The organism is Wukongibacter baidiensis, from assembly GCF_050888315.1.
In the GTDB taxonomy this organism is placed as follows: domain Bacteria; phylum Bacillota; class Clostridia; order Peptostreptococcales; family Caminicellaceae; genus Wukongibacter; species Wukongibacter baidiensis.
Map to the genome: position 1 here is coordinate 2,924,473 of NZ_CP138202.1, position 15,605 is coordinate 2,940,077.

Here is a 15,605-nt window from a genome sequence, read left to right on the forward strand (position 1 = left end):
AAAACTTAATCCTAGTAAGCCTTTGCAACATAAACCATATGCTTTGCTTCCTTGCCACAGAAGTGACATTTGTCGCCAAGGTCTTCCTGCTCGAATGGAATACATCTTATTGTTGCACTCGTCTCTGCCTTAACATGCTCTTCACATTCTCTTTCTCCACACCACATAGCTTTTGCGAATCCAGGCTTTTCTACCATCTTTTTCTTGAAGTCTTCAAAGCTGTCTACATAATATGTGTTTTCATCTCTATGCTTTCTAGCCCTTTCAAGCATATCTCCTTGAATAGTATCTAAAAGCTTTACTATAGTTTCAGTTAATCCATCCATTGATACAGCTTCCTTTTCAAGGGTATCTCTTCTAGCTGCCATTACTTGATTATTCTTAATATCTCTTGGACCTACTTCTATACGAACAGGTACACCCTTCATTTCATATTCGTTAAACTTCCAACCTGGTGAGTAGTTTTCATTGTCATCAAGGTCAACTCTTAAGCCTGCACCTTCAAGCTCTTTTTTAAGCTCGTACGCCTTATCTAGTACGCCTTCTTTATGCTGAGCTATAGGTATAATTACTACCTGTGTTGGAGCAAGAGCTGGAGGTAATACTAAACCTCTATTGTCTCCATGTACCATGATCACACCACCGATAAGTCTAGTAGATACTCCCCATGAAGTGTGATAAGGGTTCTGCATATCTCCATTTCTATCTAAGAATGATATGTCAAATGCAGTTGTGAAGTGCTGCCCAAGGTTATGAGAAGTACCCGCCTGAAGAGCCTTTCCATCATGCATCAATGCTTCCATTGTATATGTTGCATGGGCACCAGCAAACTTCTCTTTCTCACTTTTCTTACCAACTACAACTGGTATAGCTAGTAAATTTTCTGCCATTTCCTTATATATATTCAGCATCTGAATTGTTTCTTCTTGTGCTTGTTCTTCAGTCTCGTGTAGTGTATGTCCTTCTTGCCATAGGAACTCAGAAGTTCTAAGGAATGGTCTCGTGCTCTTTTCCCATCTTACAACACTACACCATTGATTATATAGATATGGTAGTTCTCTATAAGACTTTAACCACTTCGCATACATTTCACAAATAATAGTTTCAGACGTAGGTCTTACACAAAGTCTTTCTGCAAGTTCTTCTTTACCACCATGGGTTACCCATGCAACCTCTGGTGCAAAGCCTTCAACGTGCTCTGCTTCCTTTTGTAATAAGCTTTCAGGAATAAGTAGTGGGAAATAACAGTTCTTATGTCCAGTATCCTTAAACCTCTTGTCTAAGAAGCTCTGAATATTTTCCCAAAGCGCATATCCATAAGGCTTTATTACCATGAAACCCTTTACTGGTGAATAGTCCACAAGATCTGTTTTTCTGATAACGTCTGTATACCATTGTGGGAAGTCAACTTCCATAGGAGTAATTTCTTTTACAAAATCTTTATCCTTCTTACCCATTGTAACACTCTCCTTTTATATATTATTTAACTATGAGTTTCATTTTTAAAAGTTTTAACGCAAAAGAAAAACCCTCGCTCTATTCTTTAGAGACGAAGGTTTTTTCGCGGTACCACTCTAATTAATTGTTATCAGTCCTAATTCAAATTATTAATTAGAACCTTAAACAAATTATCTTTTTACGATGATAACGGTTTCGCAACCGTATGACTTAGATATACTTATTTCGTCATAGGCTCTGGGGTTGGTTCAAAAAGCATATATCCTATGAAATCTTCCAGCCAGTGGATTTCACTCTCTAGAGGCATCATCATTTCTACTTTTCCCCTTCATAGCTCATGGTATTAATTTTTATATTGTATTTTCATATTATACACTAAAGTAATAAATTATTATACATTTTCATCAAAATCTCTTTGCCTTTAAGTCACTTATTTATAACATTATATTTAAATCATTTTATTTTGTCAACACTTACTATTGCCTGTGAAGCAATTCCTTCTCCTGTTCCTGTAAATCCAAGCCCTTCAGTAGTTGTAGCTTTAACGTTAACCCCATCGATATTAATATTTAATGCATCTGCAATATTTGCTCTCATACTTTGAATATGAGGAGCCATTTTAGGTCTTTGAGCAATAATAACTGCATCAATATTATTAACTTTATACCCCTTTTCTTTTAGTTTACTATTTACTTCAATAAGAAGTTTAATACTTGAAGCCCCCTTATATCTCTCATCGCTATCAGGGAAATGTTTACCAATGTCACCTAGAGCCACAGCACCTAACATGGCATCCTTAATAGCATGAAGTAAAACATCAGCATCTGAATGTCCTAATAATCCCTTTTCATAGGGAATGTCTACTCCTCCAATAATAAGTTTTCTATCCTCTACCAATTTATGTACATCATATCCTATTCCTACGCGCATTGTATCATCCTTTCAGTTTTAAATCAACTTTAGTAATATCATTCTCTAATCTATTTCTACATATTTCCCGGGAAATCCAAAAAATAATTCTTGATTCGACTATATTATACCAAAATTTATTACCATAAACTCTTGATATTTTTAAAAATTTTCGCTATAATTCATGCTTTTTTACATCAAATCCTATGGCGATATTCTTACACTTAACTTATATTATTTATAATTCTCTTTCTTCTAATAATAAGCATAGTCAGGATTATTAATCCCAGTATAAGGATGAAAGGAGGTTCATCCATCTCCGTGACATCACCTATGTCTAAGGCCTTCTTAGTACTTAGAATTTTTCTTTGTTTCTCAAACATAGCCTTCTCTTGAGCCTCGTTCTCTAAGACTATATATGAAGTTAGGGGACTCATTACTTCCGTAACAATACTGTTTTTCACCATGGAAAGTGAGTTTATAAAATATTTCTCTGGATGAAGTAAACTACTGTTATATGCTGCCTTTAATAGAACCCCATCATGCCATTTCGAATCTCCCAGGTTATTCTCTAGTAAGGTAAAATCATGGTTAAGCAATACAATACTATCTTCTCCACTATCTTCAAGATAATAAATTCTTTTATTAAGATTCAACTTTAAAACAGAATCATAGGTAAAGCCACTAAGTATTTTTCCAGGTTCTCGTACAGCTTCTGTTTTTAGAGAATACTTAACCAACTGACCTCTTCTATCAAGCTGATAGCAATATAATCCCTCTGGCAAAACAAACTTCCAATCCTTTATATCCTTTGAAATAACAGCATTGTGAAAATCATTTGTGGCTAGAATTATTACAGGATATTCTTCTTTGTTGTCTACGTAATTTTCATATAGAATTCGCTTAATAGTATAATCTAAAAATAATCCGCCCTGGACCTTAAGGCTTTGAAACTTCTTTTGCCACTCATCATCTAGAGGGCTTCGCTTTTCCTGATAATTTAAGGCTATTATTTCTTTAGTGGAATCCTCTATTTTATTTTTCTTAATATAGTCTTTAATTCTATCTGTATAATCGGCTATATATTTTTCATTACCCTTTGAATAGTCAATCACAAAATAATACTTTGCTTTTCTTTTTATCTTAGGTAATGTATCCTTCATTTCCTTAGTTACATATGCAGTGTCTTGATTTAAATTTATTTGTTCATCTTCTTCTAAGTCCATACTGTTACTTTTTCCTAATTTTATTTCTTTACCGTCTATAGTTAGTTTTATTGGACTCCTATGAGTAATCTCAATACCTGTTCTTCTTCTCTGATTTCCTTCAAAGGGAAAGACTTTAAATGAAACCTTATTATCTCCAATATAGTCTAATAGACCCGGATCCTTTCTTATATTCCTAATCTGTCTATATATCCAGTTGGCTGCTCTTTTATCCGCTATGAGTCCATATTTTTTTACATTCCCAACATACAAGTAATAATTGCTTATATAGCTTCCTTCAGGCAACCTGAATACTGTACTGTACTCTCTCTGTCGATAATTATTATTTTTTAGCTCTAAGTCAATCCAACTTCTATATCTCTTTGTCTGTGTGTCATATTCTGTTTTAGTCTTTACATCACTTATAAATACGGATTTTACAGTATCTGATTCGCCTACCAATGATACATCGGATTCTCCGAAGAAAATTTTTTCTAGCCTATTAATTTTCTCATTGGATATAGACAATCCATCTAAAACATATTGATTGTAAAATGAACTAATATACGGTATATCTCTATTAAAGTCTGCGAAGGATGTTCTAGTTCTGCTAATCCCCTTCATATATTTTATATTTGTAAGGGATCTTCTAACCCTAGATAAATCGATATCAATATCTTCTCTATCTTCAAAGCTTCTCTGATATGTAAATTTCAGTACTTTGTCTAAATCCGCCTTGTCATCTTGGATCATCACCAGAAAAATAGATGGTAACATTACTATTCCAATTAGAAAGGCAAATACTAGGTTTCTTGTTTTATGAAAGTTCTTCAAGTAATTAAAGTCCCACCACAATGAACGTACATGCAGATACATAAGGGCTAAAGGAACAAGCATTAGGGCCCCCAGTCCGACAAAAAGTAATCCCGCTAAGGACAATGGCAACAATGGAGCAAATATTATAAAAAAGTAAGTCGAAAAAACAAAGGTAACACTCTTGAGTATAAATAGTGTCAGCCTTTTCTTTCTATCCTCTAAGGGAGGAACTAGTATTAACAAGGAGGTAATAATACTTAGTACATAAAAACTCCAATGGCTAAAATCTCCAAATATATTTCCGATGTTTTTGTTGAGCGCCAATCCACATAGGGAGCCTATAAGTACTAAAGGTGCTAAAAACTTTCGAAGTGCATCAGGCTTTTTATTTATTCCTACATAAAGTACTCTTATAAAGAAAAATACAAAGGCTACGGTACTTGCCATAAACACTATTGGACCAATTCCTCCCATTTCTACATCGAGATTTGCTACAAGGTACCATATCCCCGGGATTCCAATAATAAATAATGTATCCTTTGAAATATTCTCTCGCCCATACTTCTCTGTAATCCAATGGGCTAATACAATCATTGCATATAAGATTGTCGGCATTAGAAGTCCAAGCATTGTCATTCCCGGTCTGAAACCTGCTAGCCGCCAGCGTTGTATATTAAGCGGTATAAACATATCATAACCCATGACGAAAATGTATAAAAAGATCGAGTATACAACTAACATAGTTAATGCCAAAATAGGATGTACATCTTTTTTCTTTCTCCAAAGTATAATGCTGTATAGGGTAAATACAATCCCTGCTCCTATGAAAAAAACAGCTAAGTTCCTCCAGTTTCCTATGCTCTCCACAGACAGCTCCGATTGTATAATACTAAATATCTTAAAGAAGACTATACAAGTTATAATATGTGGCAGCGTTATTGCGCCAATAATCAACTGTGGCTTATATATATTTCTCATTTTCCCCATCCCCTATTTTCCTAAATAATATGCGAAACTTTCATAACCAATATATCTAAACGTAGATAACCTCAGTTTATATCCCTACTTCGGTTTGCATTTCGAAATTATTTACATGTCTTATCCAATTTCATCGACTTATCAAAAAATAAGTATCCCATAATAAAATATGTAAAATAAGAAACTACTCCTATGGATTGATGCATTAAATCTTTATATCTTGGATCTAAAAATATATCTATCTTTCCCATATAAACTATTCCAATTATTCTTGAAGCATTTGCCAATATGGTCACTAAATAGCCACAGACGAAAAAGGCTAACATTGCTATTACCTTTTCTATCACACCCTCAAATTTACTAATGAAAGAAAATGTTAGCATTCCAAAAAAAGTAATAAAAAAGTTTATTCCTGCACATTTCCTTGTAATCACTATCGAAAGCGTTTCATTATAAAAACCTATATCACTAAGATAATCAAAAGAAATCCCTAAAAATGTACTGATTATTAGAGACACGGGTTTTAATATCGGTACTAATAGATTAGTGTCTATCGACTTTTTATTTAGAATTAATACAGTTACTAGAATACTAGTACTAATATAAATTACTCTATCAATCCTATTTATACTTGATAACCTATTCCTCATCTTTCACATACTCCAATATGTCACCCGGTTGACAATCTAGTTCCCTACATATAGCTTCAAGGGTGGAAAACCTTATAGCTTTTGCTTTATTGTTTTTCAGTATGGATAAGTTTGCCTGCGTAATCCCTATAGCCTTAGCTAAATCTTGAGATTTGATTTTTCTTTTAGCCATCATAATATCTAAGTTTACAATAATGCCCATGACTATCCCCTTTCTTATATTGTCAAATCATTTTCTAGCTTGACATCCACAGCTTGCCTAAAAACCTCAGCCACAACGATCCCAAAAAAACCTATGATTATAAAAGTCATGGTCATAACTATCGTAAGAATGGTTGGATAGTAGGCTATCTTTATTGCAAAAAATACCGATATAACAAAGGACGAATAACCGATATTACGTAGTGATTTTACATTCTCGTAAATAAAGGGGGTATTTTGATTTATTGAGTGAAAAAAGTTTCTTGTCTCATAGACAATCCAGTTGGCAAGTATTCCAGTTATGTATAGGAATAGTATTATAAACCAGAAAAATTTCTTATCATTTACGTGGCTAGGCTTTATCTTCATAATAAGCCATGGCAAGGACCAAGGCAAAGATATCCAAATTCCTATTCCACCTATTAATATAAGATTGATAACCCATTCAATTATTCCTGATATTCCTTCTTTCCCTATTATTTTCATCATTCCACCTCCAGCATTGTGATTTAATTATATATGATCATATATTCTTTATCAATATTTTTTTATCGTTTTTCGATATATTTTTTTCTATTTGATTGCGTTCGAGATAAAATTCAACAAAAAAATCACTATAACTTACGCTCTTATAGTGATTTTTTATTTAAATCTATTTAGTTTTAATATTTATCCTCTTTTATGACTCAATATTGCTTCTACAGTAATCAAATCCTCTGGAGTAGTTATCTTTATATTCTCATAATCCCCTTCAACCATTTTTACTTTCTTTCCCATGTGCTCAATTAGCATGGCATCATCGGTTCCCAATATATCTTCCTCTATTGCCATCTCATGGGCCTTCTTTATAATATCTGTTTTGAAGGCTTGTGGTGTTTGGGTAATCCACACATTCTCACGCTTTGGGGTAAAGTCAACAAACCTATCAGCCTTCATAATCTTTATGGTTTCTTTAATTGGAACTCCAGCAGATACTGCACCATATTCCTTAGCTCCCTTAATACATCTTTCTATGATTTGTTCAGATACTATCGGTCTAGCACCATCATGTATCAGAAGAATTTCAGACTTTTCATCTGCCTCCAAAATGCCATTGTAGACAGATCTTTGTCTTTCCTTTCCGCCTATAATAACCTTCTTTACTTTTTTAAAGTTGTATTTCTTTAAGATATTTTTTTTACATACATCAACGTCATTTTCATTAATAACTAGAATTATTTCATCAATCAAAGGACTTTTTTCAAAGACGCTTATAGTATGAGCTATGATAGGACTACCCTTTAAAAGCAAATATTGTTTATTCATTTCGGCCTTCATTCTGGTTCCTCTTCCAGCGGCTAATATTATGGCAGTATTCATATTAATTATACTCCTTTTTCTACTAAAAATATGTTTTTTCACAGTAAAACCCAGCAAAAGCTGGGCTGAGACTGCTAACAAACCCGAATTTCTTCGTTGTTGCTGAAACCAAGAACCCTTACGTATGTCTATATACGCTGCGGCCTCTTGGTTTCAGCACGCCTCGAACTTCGAGTTTCTTAACAGCCTAACATCTTGTTACAAAATGAGCCCAGCAAAAGCTGGGCTGTATATTTACTATTATATCATTTTTTTGCTACGCAGTTTTATTTATCATGTTTTTTGGTTTTGCAAATATAAGTCTTCCTGCTGCAGTCTGAAGTACACTTGTAACCATTACATCCATTGTTTCTCCTATATGCTTCTTACCACCATCAACTACTATCATAGTTCCATCATCAAGGTAAGCAACCCCTTGATTCATCTCTTTTCCTTCTTTAATAACTTGAACTACCATTTCCTCACCGGGTAGAACAACAGGTTTAACAGCGTTTGCCAACTCATTTATGTTGAGAACGGGTACACCCTGAAGCTCTGATACTTTATTTAAATTAAAGTCATTTGTGATTATTTTACCTGACATAACTTGTCCTAATCTTACTAGCTTACTATCGACTTCCGCTATTTCATCAAAGTCCTTGTCGGTTATCTTAACTTCTATTTCTAGTTCTTTTTGAATTTTGTTGAGTATATCTAGACCTCTTCTTCCTCTATTTCTTTTAAGCGAATCCGAGGAATCAGCTATATGTCTCAATTCTTCCAGTACAAATTCAGGAATAATAAGGGGTCCCTCAACAAATCCAGTCTTGCAAACATCTGCAATTCTTCCATCAATTATAACACTAGTATCCAATATCTTAGGTTTACTCTCAGAAGTATCTTTATTCACTTCCTTCTCTTTAGTACTAGTTCTCTTGAATATATTTGGAAGATTAACTAAATCATTCGTTTTCTTTGTTGCGATACTTACTCCTAAATAACCTAAGAAAATATAAACTATAACAGAAAGTATCGTACCCACAACAGGTATTGATATAATAATCGTACTAATTAAATAAGCAATTATAAGTCCAATAATAAGCCCAACAGATCCCACTATGATATCTGTAGTTGGTATTTTTTGAAGCTCTGTTTCTACCCAATTCGCACTCCTAAGACCCTTTTTCATCAACCATGGGGTTATAGCGAAAAGTACACATCCAAATATAACGGCACTAACTATATTGATAGTTAATAGTTGCCCTGGTGATAAGTATCCTATAGAAAAAAACTTTTGTATTGTAATAATTTTCGAAATTAACATTCCTATCGCATATCCAGCCGTGGCTCCTGCAAAGGTTAGTGAACCACGTATGATTTTATTCAGCATGTTAACTCCACCTCCTCCCTGTAATTATATCCACAGATTCAATTTTTTATAACTAAACAGTCTACCTTTATATAAATTATTTGTAGAATGTCTAAGCAGCTATAAATATAGTTTTAAGATCTCTATGAATAATTGGGGTGCAATTAAGTAGAACAAAATCTTCTAGGAAGATTTTGCTTAAGCACATAACGGAAATTAAGTCTAAAATTTCCTATGTGTTATAACAAAAAAAAAGAATTTGTTATAAATTATATACTATTTTCTATCTTCTATCTATATATATAACAAAATTATAACATTATTAGTGAGAGTAACCATCAACCTATTGAACAGATTGGTTGATAAGCTCTTCTACACTAAATTCGTCGGAATCATTTACTAAAACTAACTCACTTACTAATATTTGCTTTGCATTATTAAGCATCTTTCTTTCGCCAGTAGAAAGACCCTTCTCCTTATCCCTAAGCATAAGGTTTCGAACTACTCCAGCAACCTCATAGATATCTCCGCTTTTTATTTTATCCATATTAGCTCTATATCTTCGGTTCCAATTTTGAGGCATTTTTGATTCATCATCATTCAGTACAGCCAGTACCTGTTCTACTTCTCTTTCCGATATTATTTCTCTAAGTCCCATAGAATTTACATTGTCAAGGGGAATCATTACCTTCATATTTCTTAGAGGTAATCTTAGAATATAATATTTTCTTTTGCTACCCAAGATTTCCTTTTCTTCAATTGATTCTATTATCCCAGCACCATGCATGGGGTAAACCACTTTATCACCGATATTAAACATAGAAGTACCTCCTAAATGACATTCCACATTACCAGTATACAGTATTTGGTACTCGGTGTCAAGAAATAAATAATTTTATCATACACACAAATGATTGTCAATATTTTTTTAATAATTCATATATGTTTATCAAAAAATTTTATTCATCCGAATTAAAAAATTTACTTTTATTCTTTATAATTCCATTTTTTATAACTCATAGGAAATTATACACTTGTATAAAGCCAATGATAGTTTTATAATTTCCGTCATGTATATAGTCAAAATCTACTCTGAAAATCTTTATAAAAGACTTTGTTCTTATTTTCCAAACAAATCTTTCTCCTTTTAATTTGAACATCTTTATGCTAAAATAATTATGACGACATACTTTACCTCAGATTATCAATGAGTAATCTGAGTCTACTGTCTACTCGGGAGTGATAATTTGTGAAGGATTTACTATGTGATCAATTTCAAAATTCTGTTGATGAAGTGTTAACAAGACACAAAAGTATCTTGGACATCTTGACAAAGCTTCAGGAATCTTCTTCAAGGGTTAATAGAGCAGCAATTAAATCAGTTACAAGTTGTGGATGTATTAAAATCCATGCTTCTAATCAAGAAGTACCCGATGGTACCCATTATAAAGATGCAAAAAACCATATGGAGAACCATCTTAATGGAGAACTCTGTGAAGTTTGTAGAGAAAAAGTCATTCAAGAAATTGGAAGAAATTTATTTTACATTGCCGCACTAGCCAATAATCTAGATATCAATCTTTATGATGTATTAATCAATGAATGCAAAAAAATCGAAGCCTTAGGTGAATATAGTTTATATTAGAGCTTCTAGCTTCCTGCTAGGAGCTTTTTTATTCTCTTTTACTTTTTTAAAAGATGTCTATCTAAAAGTACCTGATCCCTTACTCTTCTAAGACCTTCTTTGATATTTTTTGCCCTTACTTCCCCTATACCTTCTACATCATAGAGGTCTTCTGTACTTGCCCTTAAAATCTTTTGAAAATTCTTAAAATAGTCAACAATATTCTTTATAACTGTTCCTGGCAATCTTGGTATCTTAAATAATATTCTATATCCTCTAGTTATAACTGGTATATCTAAAATATTTATATCATAGGAATATCCTAATATTCTTGCCATGCTAGGCAAATCTAAGAGTTCCTCTGAAGAGAAATTTCTTAGTTCAGTCAATATTGAGTCAATTTCAGAATTCTCGTTATCAATTCTATAGTCTCTAATTACATATTCTCTATCTTCCTTCACAAAGACAACTAACTCATCTAGCTGCATACTTACTAATCTTCCTTCACTTCCTAATTCATTTATATACCTTTCAACTTCATTAGCTATCCTCATAACCATCTCAGCTCTTTGCATAACAAGACAGACATCATATAAGGTTACTAGGTCCTCAAGTTCTAAAGCACTTAAACTTGTCATGGCCTGATCTAAAACAGCCTTATATTTTTCTAGGGTCTGAATCGCCTGATTAGCCTTATTTAATACTTTATTTGTATCCTGCAGTATATATTTGGACCAGCATTTATAGAGAGTAATTATGTTTCTACGCTGAGATATTGATATGACCAAGTTCCCCGTCTGCCTAGCAACTCTTTGGGCTGTTCTATGCCGTATCCCAGTTTCAGATGATGGTGTACCGGGATCAGGATTAAGCTGGGTATTAGCATAGAGAATCTTTCTTTGGTCAGAGCTCAGTATTATTGCACCATCCATCTTAGCTAACTCATATAGGTGGGCGGGGGTGAGCTCAGCATTTAGATAAAAGCCTCCATCAACTAGATCAACTATTTCTTGACTATCTCCAAGTACAATTAATGCTCCAGTTTTAGCCCTAAGAATACTGTCCAGACCCTCTCTTAATGTAGTCCCTGGCGCTAAAACTTTTAAAGATTCATTTATATCTTCTGTCTTCCTTTCTTCCTTAACCAATCGATTTACCTCCCAAAATTATATCCAGGGCTTCATATACATTCTCTACACCTATAATTTCAATGTCCTTAACTTCTCCAAGACCACTTAAATTTCCCTTTGGAATTACACAGGTTTTGAAGCCCATTTTTACAGCTTCTGTTATTCTCTTCTCTGCATAATTTACGGTTCTTACCTCACCTGTTAATCCAACTTCTCCAAAAATGATAGTTTGATTATCAATTATTTTATTTCTAAAGCTTGAAGCAATAGCTGCTACAATAGCTAAGTCAACGGCTGGCTCCCCTAGCTGTATCCCCCCTACAACATTTACATACCCATCTTGGGCTTGAAGCTGAAGGCCAACCTTTTTCTCAAGGACCGCCATAAGCATTACCACTCTATTATAGTCTATACCCGTTGCCATTCTCCTTGGAGTTCCAAAATTCGTAGGACTTATAAGGGCCTGAATTTCTATGAGTACCGGTCTTGTTCCTTCTATACTTGCCACAACTACCGATCCGGCAGTTTGCTTAGGTCTATGGGCCAAGAAAAGATGCGAGGGGTTTAATACTTCCTCTAGCCCATTATTAGTCATTTCAAAAATTCCTATTTCATTGGTAGAACCAAATCTGTTTTTTACGGCACGAAGCACTCTATATACATTATGCTTTTCACCTTCAAAATATAGCACTGTATCTACCATATGTTCTAAAACCTTTGGGCCGGCTATTGATCCAGTTTTTGTTACATGTCCTACAATAAAGGTTGCAATCCCTAAGCTTTTTGATAACTTCATCAGTGTAGCAGTACCTTCTCTAACTTGGCTAACGCTTCCTGGTGCCGACGTTATATTGGGATTATACACGGTTTGAATTGAATCTATAATTAATAAATTAGGATTAATTTCTTCTATATATTTTGAAATAAATTGTAAATTGTTTTCAGAAACTATATAAAGATTTTCATTATCTATGCCTAGTCTATCTGCCCTCATCTTAATTTGTTTTAGCGACTCTTCACCAGATACATATAGAACCTTTAGTCCTAGAGCCCCGATATTGTTTGCTACTTGGATAAGAAGAGTAGATTTTCCTATTCCTGGGTCACCGCCTACTAGAACCAATGAACCCCTCACTATTCCGCCTCCTAAAACCCTATCCAATTCTCCATTTGAAGTTGAAAAGCGATTCTCTGTCTCTATTTTGATATTCTTTAACTTAGTAGGTTTTTGAGAAATCACTGTGGATATCACGCTCTCTTTGCGCTCTTTTTCCACAAACTCTTCCACAAAACTTTGCCAACTATTACATTCCGGGCATTTTCCCATCCACTTAAGGGATATATATCCACATTCTTGACACACATACTTTGTTTTTATCTTACCCATAAATCCCACCTCAAATTCTCAAAATTATACATTTTTGTATAAACTTTTTAAGGATTCTACACTTGGTGTAGAATCCCTTTATTTTTATTATCTCTTATTAAATATTAATTTTTCATCTTCCACATCTACCATTATATCATCTTCTTTTGATATTTTACCCATTAATATTTCCTCAGACAGTTTATCTTCTATCATTTTTGTAATTACCCTCTTAAGAGGTCTTGCTCCATATTCAGCATCATAACCCTTATCAGCTAAATAATCCTTAGCTGCCTCTGAAATACTTATTGATATGTTCAATTCACTAAGTCTTTTTGTAAGCTCTTCAATCATTAGATCAACGATTTCTCCAATGTGTTCCTTCTCCAGCTTGTGGAATACTATTATATCGTCAATTCTATTGAGAAACTCTGGTCTAAACTGTCTTCTTAGCTCATCCATTACACTTTCTTTCATCTTTTCGTATTCATTTTTCTTTACATCTTCATCTAATCCTGCAAATCCTAATGATTTTTGTTTTTTGATTCTACTTACCCCTACATTCGATGTCATGATTATAACTGTATTTTTAAAGTCTACCGTTCTACCCTTTGCATCGGTTAGTCTACCATCATCAAGCATCTGTAATAGGATATTGAAAACATCTGGATGTGCCTTTTCTATCTCATCAAATAGTATTACAGAATAAGGCTTTCTTCTGATTTTTTCTGTAAGCTGTCCGCCCTCATCATAACCAACATATCCTGGAGGCGACCCTACTAGCTTTGCAACGGAGTGTTTTTCCATATACTCAGACATATCCACTCTAATCATTGCATCTTCATCACCAAACATGGCTCCAGCTAAAGCCTTTGTAAGTTCAGTTTTTCCTACACCCGTCGGTCCCAAGAATATAAATGAACCTATAGGCTTTTTAGGATCCTTTAACCCAACCCTTGCTCTTCTTATTGCACGAGATACTGATTCAACAGCCTCTTCCTGGCCTATCACCCTTTCATGAAGTAGCTTCTCCATATTAAGAAGCCTCTCAGACTCTTCTTCTGCCAGCTTATTTACAGGGATTCCGGTCCATATTGACACTATACTTGCTATTTCTTCTTCACCAACTGTAGCATTTTTATTAATATTTGCTCTCCAATTATTTTTTCTATTTTCAAGTTCATCTAAGATGTTCTTCTCCTCATCTCTAAACTCTGCTGCTTCTTCATAATTTTGATTGCTTACAGCCTCTTCCTTCTCTTTTCTAATCTTCTCTAGCTTAACTTCCAAATCCTTAAGATCCTCAGGCTGGGTTGCATTCATTAATCTTACCTTTGAAGCTGCCTCGTCTATTAGATCAACCGCCTTGTCAGGTAAAAATCTATCGGTAATATATCTATGGGAAAGCTCTGCCGATGCCTTTAGGGCTTCATCTGTAATTTTTACCTTATGATGGGCTTCATATCGATCCCTTAAACCCTTTAGAATTTCTATCGTATCCTCAACCGTAGGCTCTTCTACCATAATAGGCTGGAATCTTCTTTCTAATGCCGAATCTTTTTCAATATGTTTTTTGTACTCATCAAGGGTAGTTGCTCCTATAGCCTGTATTTCACCCCTGGCTAAGGCAGGTTTTAGTATATTTGAAGCATCGATTGCTCCTTCAGCCCCACCGGCACCTATTATTGTGTGCATCTCGTCAATAAATAATATTACATCACCGGCTTCTCTAAGCTCATCTAATGCCTTTGTCAGTCTTTCTTCAAACTCACCTCTATATTTTGCTCCTGCAAGCATTGAAGCTAGTGCAAGAGTTATTACTCTTTTATCCTTCAATATTTCAGGTATATTTCCTTCAAGAATCTTTTGAGCCAATCCCTCTGCTATGGCTGTTTTACCTACTCCAGGCTCTCCTATTAGACACGGGTTATTTTTTGTCCTTCTACTTAGTACCTGTATAACCCTCTCAATCTCCTTTTCCCTTCCAATAACGGGATCAAGCTTCTCTTCCTTGGCCATAACAGTTAGGTCTCTACCGTATTTGTCTAGGGTTGGGGTCTTTTTAGATTTCTCTTCTGTTTTACCCATTTTAGGTCTTTTTGAGCCTCTAGTATCTCCTAATAGTTTCAGTACCTCTCCATAGAGCTTATTAACATCAACACCCATGCCTACTAGCACCTTTGCAGCTACACCTTCACCTTCCCTCACAAGAGCGAGGAGAAGATGCTCAGTTCCTACATAATTGTGGTTTAATCTCCTAGCTTCTTCAAAGCTAAGTTCAAATACAGTTTTCGTTCTAGGTGTAACGCCTTGAAGCTCGGCTTCTTGATTACCTACTCCAACTGTAGCTTCTATTTTTTCTCTAAGTTTATCTGATTTAATGCCTAGATTCGTTAATGCCTTGGCTGCAATCCCCTGACCTTCATCTAGAAGCCCTAACAAAACATGTTCAGTTCCTATATAATTATGCTTTAAACGCTTAGCTTCCTCTTGAGCTAATCTTATAGCTTTCTGAGCTCTCTCTGTAAATTTATCAAACATAAACATAGGTATTCCCTCCC

At 34.4% G+C, this 15,605-nt stretch carries 13 protein-coding genes and 1 other annotated feature; of the genes, 1 reads left to right on the plus strand and 12 read right to left on the minus strand.

The features are described from left to right. Window positions 1-11: 11 nt before the first annotated feature. From proS to R9X47_RS13410, 9 genes are all read right to left on the minus strand, one after another. Complete coding sequence (proS, locus tag R9X47_RS13370; RefSeq protein ID WP_432667361.1) at window positions 12-1,457, minus strand: proline--tRNA ligase; 1,446 nt, start codon at window positions 1,455-1,457, stop codon at window positions 12-14. A gap of 85 nt (window positions 1,458-1,542) precedes the next feature. After that, window positions 1,543-1,799 (minus strand) — a binding site (T-box leader). 112 nt (window positions 1,800-1,911) lie between these two features. Further along, window positions 1,912-2,388 carry a 2-C-methyl-D-erythritol 2,4-cyclodiphosphate synthase gene (gene ispF / locus R9X47_RS13375; protein ID WP_432667362.1) on the minus strand — a complete coding sequence of 159 codons (477 nt, stop codon included), beginning with the start codon at window positions 2,386-2,388 and terminating at the stop codon, window positions 1,912-1,914. A 203-nt stretch (window positions 2,389-2,591) separates the two neighbouring features. Then, entirely contained in the window at window positions 2,592-5,366 is a 2,775-nt protein-coding gene (locus R9X47_RS13380; RefSeq protein WP_432667363.1) for an MSEP-CTERM sorting domain-containing protein, read from the minus strand. Between the two features lie 107 nt (window positions 5,367-5,473). Continuing rightward, complete coding sequence (xrtK, locus tag R9X47_RS13385) at window positions 5,474-6,016, minus strand: exosortase K (protein WP_432667364.1); 543 nt, start codon at window positions 6,014-6,016, stop codon at window positions 5,474-5,476. After that, window positions 6,006-6,218, minus strand: a complete 213-nt coding sequence (locus tag R9X47_RS13390; RefSeq protein ID WP_432667365.1) for a helix-turn-helix domain-containing protein — start codon at window positions 6,216-6,218, stop codon at window positions 6,006-6,008. The genes xrtK and R9X47_RS13390 overlap by 11 nt, the downstream gene beginning before the upstream one ends. Window positions 6,219-6,232: 14 nt before the next feature. Further along, on the minus strand, window positions 6,233-6,706 hold the full coding sequence (locus R9X47_RS13395; protein WP_432667366.1) for a DUF2975 domain-containing protein: 474 nt from the start codon (window positions 6,704-6,706) through the stop codon (window positions 6,233-6,235). A gap of 180 nt (window positions 6,707-6,886) precedes the next feature. Beyond that, window positions 6,887-7,576, minus strand: a complete 690-nt coding sequence (gene ispD / locus R9X47_RS13400; RefSeq protein ID WP_432667367.1) for a 2-C-methyl-D-erythritol 4-phosphate cytidylyltransferase — start codon at window positions 7,574-7,576, stop codon at window positions 6,887-6,889. Window positions 7,577-7,832: 256 nt separating this feature from the next. Beyond that, complete coding sequence (locus R9X47_RS13405) at window positions 7,833-8,945, minus strand: PIN/TRAM domain-containing protein (protein ID WP_432667368.1); 1,113 nt, start codon at window positions 8,943-8,945, stop codon at window positions 7,833-7,835. Between the two features lie 322 nt (window positions 8,946-9,267). Beyond that, window positions 9,268-9,744 (minus strand): CarD family transcriptional regulator, encoded by a 477-nt coding sequence (locus tag R9X47_RS13410; RefSeq protein ID WP_432404612.1) that lies wholly within the window; start codon window positions 9,742-9,744, stop codon window positions 9,268-9,270. Between the two features lie 429 nt (window positions 9,745-10,173). On the opposite strand from R9X47_RS13410, the gene R9X47_RS13415 reads away from it, so the two are divergent. Continuing rightward, on the plus strand, window positions 10,174-10,569 hold the full coding sequence (locus tag R9X47_RS13415; protein WP_432667369.1) for a DUF1573 domain-containing protein: 396 nt from the start codon (window positions 10,174-10,176) through the stop codon (window positions 10,567-10,569). Window positions 10,570-10,607: 38 nt separating this feature from the next. Here the strand turns inward: R9X47_RS13415 and disA are convergent, their stop codons facing one another. The 3 genes from disA to R9X47_RS13430 all read right to left on the minus strand — a co-directional run bounded on the left by disA (window position 10,608) and on the right by R9X47_RS13430 (window position 15,585). After that, window positions 10,608-11,696 carry a DNA integrity scanning diadenylate cyclase DisA gene (disA, locus tag R9X47_RS13420; RefSeq protein WP_432667371.1) on the minus strand — a complete coding sequence of 363 codons (1,089 nt, stop codon included), beginning with the start codon at window positions 11,694-11,696 and terminating at the stop codon, window positions 10,608-10,610. Then, a complete protein-coding gene (radA, locus tag R9X47_RS13425; RefSeq protein WP_432667372.1) occupies window positions 11,689-13,065 on the minus strand; it encodes a DNA repair protein RadA in 1,377 nt (458 codons plus the stop codon). The genes disA and radA overlap by 8 nt, the downstream gene beginning before the upstream one ends. Before the next feature lie 87 nt (window positions 13,066-13,152). Beyond that, the gene (locus tag R9X47_RS13430; RefSeq protein WP_432667631.1) at window positions 13,153-15,585 is read right to left on the minus strand and encodes an ATP-dependent Clp protease ATP-binding subunit; all 2,433 of its coding nucleotides are present in this window, start codon (window positions 15,583-15,585) and stop codon (window positions 13,153-13,155) included. Window positions 15,586-15,605 lie beyond the last annotated feature (20 nt).

Bases quoted from the DNA above. Each gene is read 5' to 3' on its own strand.
- xrtK (WP_432667364.1), bottom strand. From the start codon at position 6,016: ATGAGGAATAGGTTATCAAGTATAAATAGGATTGATAGAGTAATTTAT.
- R9X47_RS13430 (WP_432667631.1), bottom strand. From the start codon at position 15,585: ATGTTTGATAAATTTACAGAGAGAGCTCAGAAAGCTATAAGATTAGCT.
- R9X47_RS13395 (WP_432667366.1), bottom strand. From the start codon at position 6,706: ATGATGAAAATAATAGGGAAAGAAGGAATATCAGGAATAATTGAATGG.
- R9X47_RS13380 (WP_432667363.1), bottom strand. From the start codon at position 5,366: ATGAGAAATATATATAAGCCACAGTTGATTATTGGCGCAATAACGCTG.
- R9X47_RS13405 (WP_432667368.1), bottom strand. From the start codon at position 8,945: ATGCTGAATAAAATCATACGTGGTTCACTAACCTTTGCAGGAGCCACG.
- proS (WP_432667361.1), bottom strand. From the start codon at position 1,457: ATGGGTAAGAAGGATAAAGATTTTGTAAAAGAAATTACTCCTATGGAA.
- R9X47_RS13410 (WP_432404612.1), bottom strand. From the start codon at position 9,744: ATGTTTAATATCGGTGATAAAGTGGTTTACCCCATGCATGGTGCTGGG.
- ispF (WP_432667362.1), bottom strand. From the start codon at position 2,388: ATGCGCGTAGGAATAGGATATGATGTACATAAATTGGTAGAGGATAGA.
- ispD (WP_432667367.1), bottom strand. From the start codon at position 7,576: ATGAATACTGCCATAATATTAGCCGCTGGAAGAGGAACCAGAATGAAG.
- radA (WP_432667372.1), bottom strand. From the start codon at position 13,065: ATGGGTAAGATAAAAACAAAGTATGTGTGTCAAGAATGTGGATATATA.
- R9X47_RS13390 (WP_432667365.1), bottom strand. From the start codon at position 6,218: ATGGGCATTATTGTAAACTTAGATATTATGATGGCTAAAAGAAAAATC.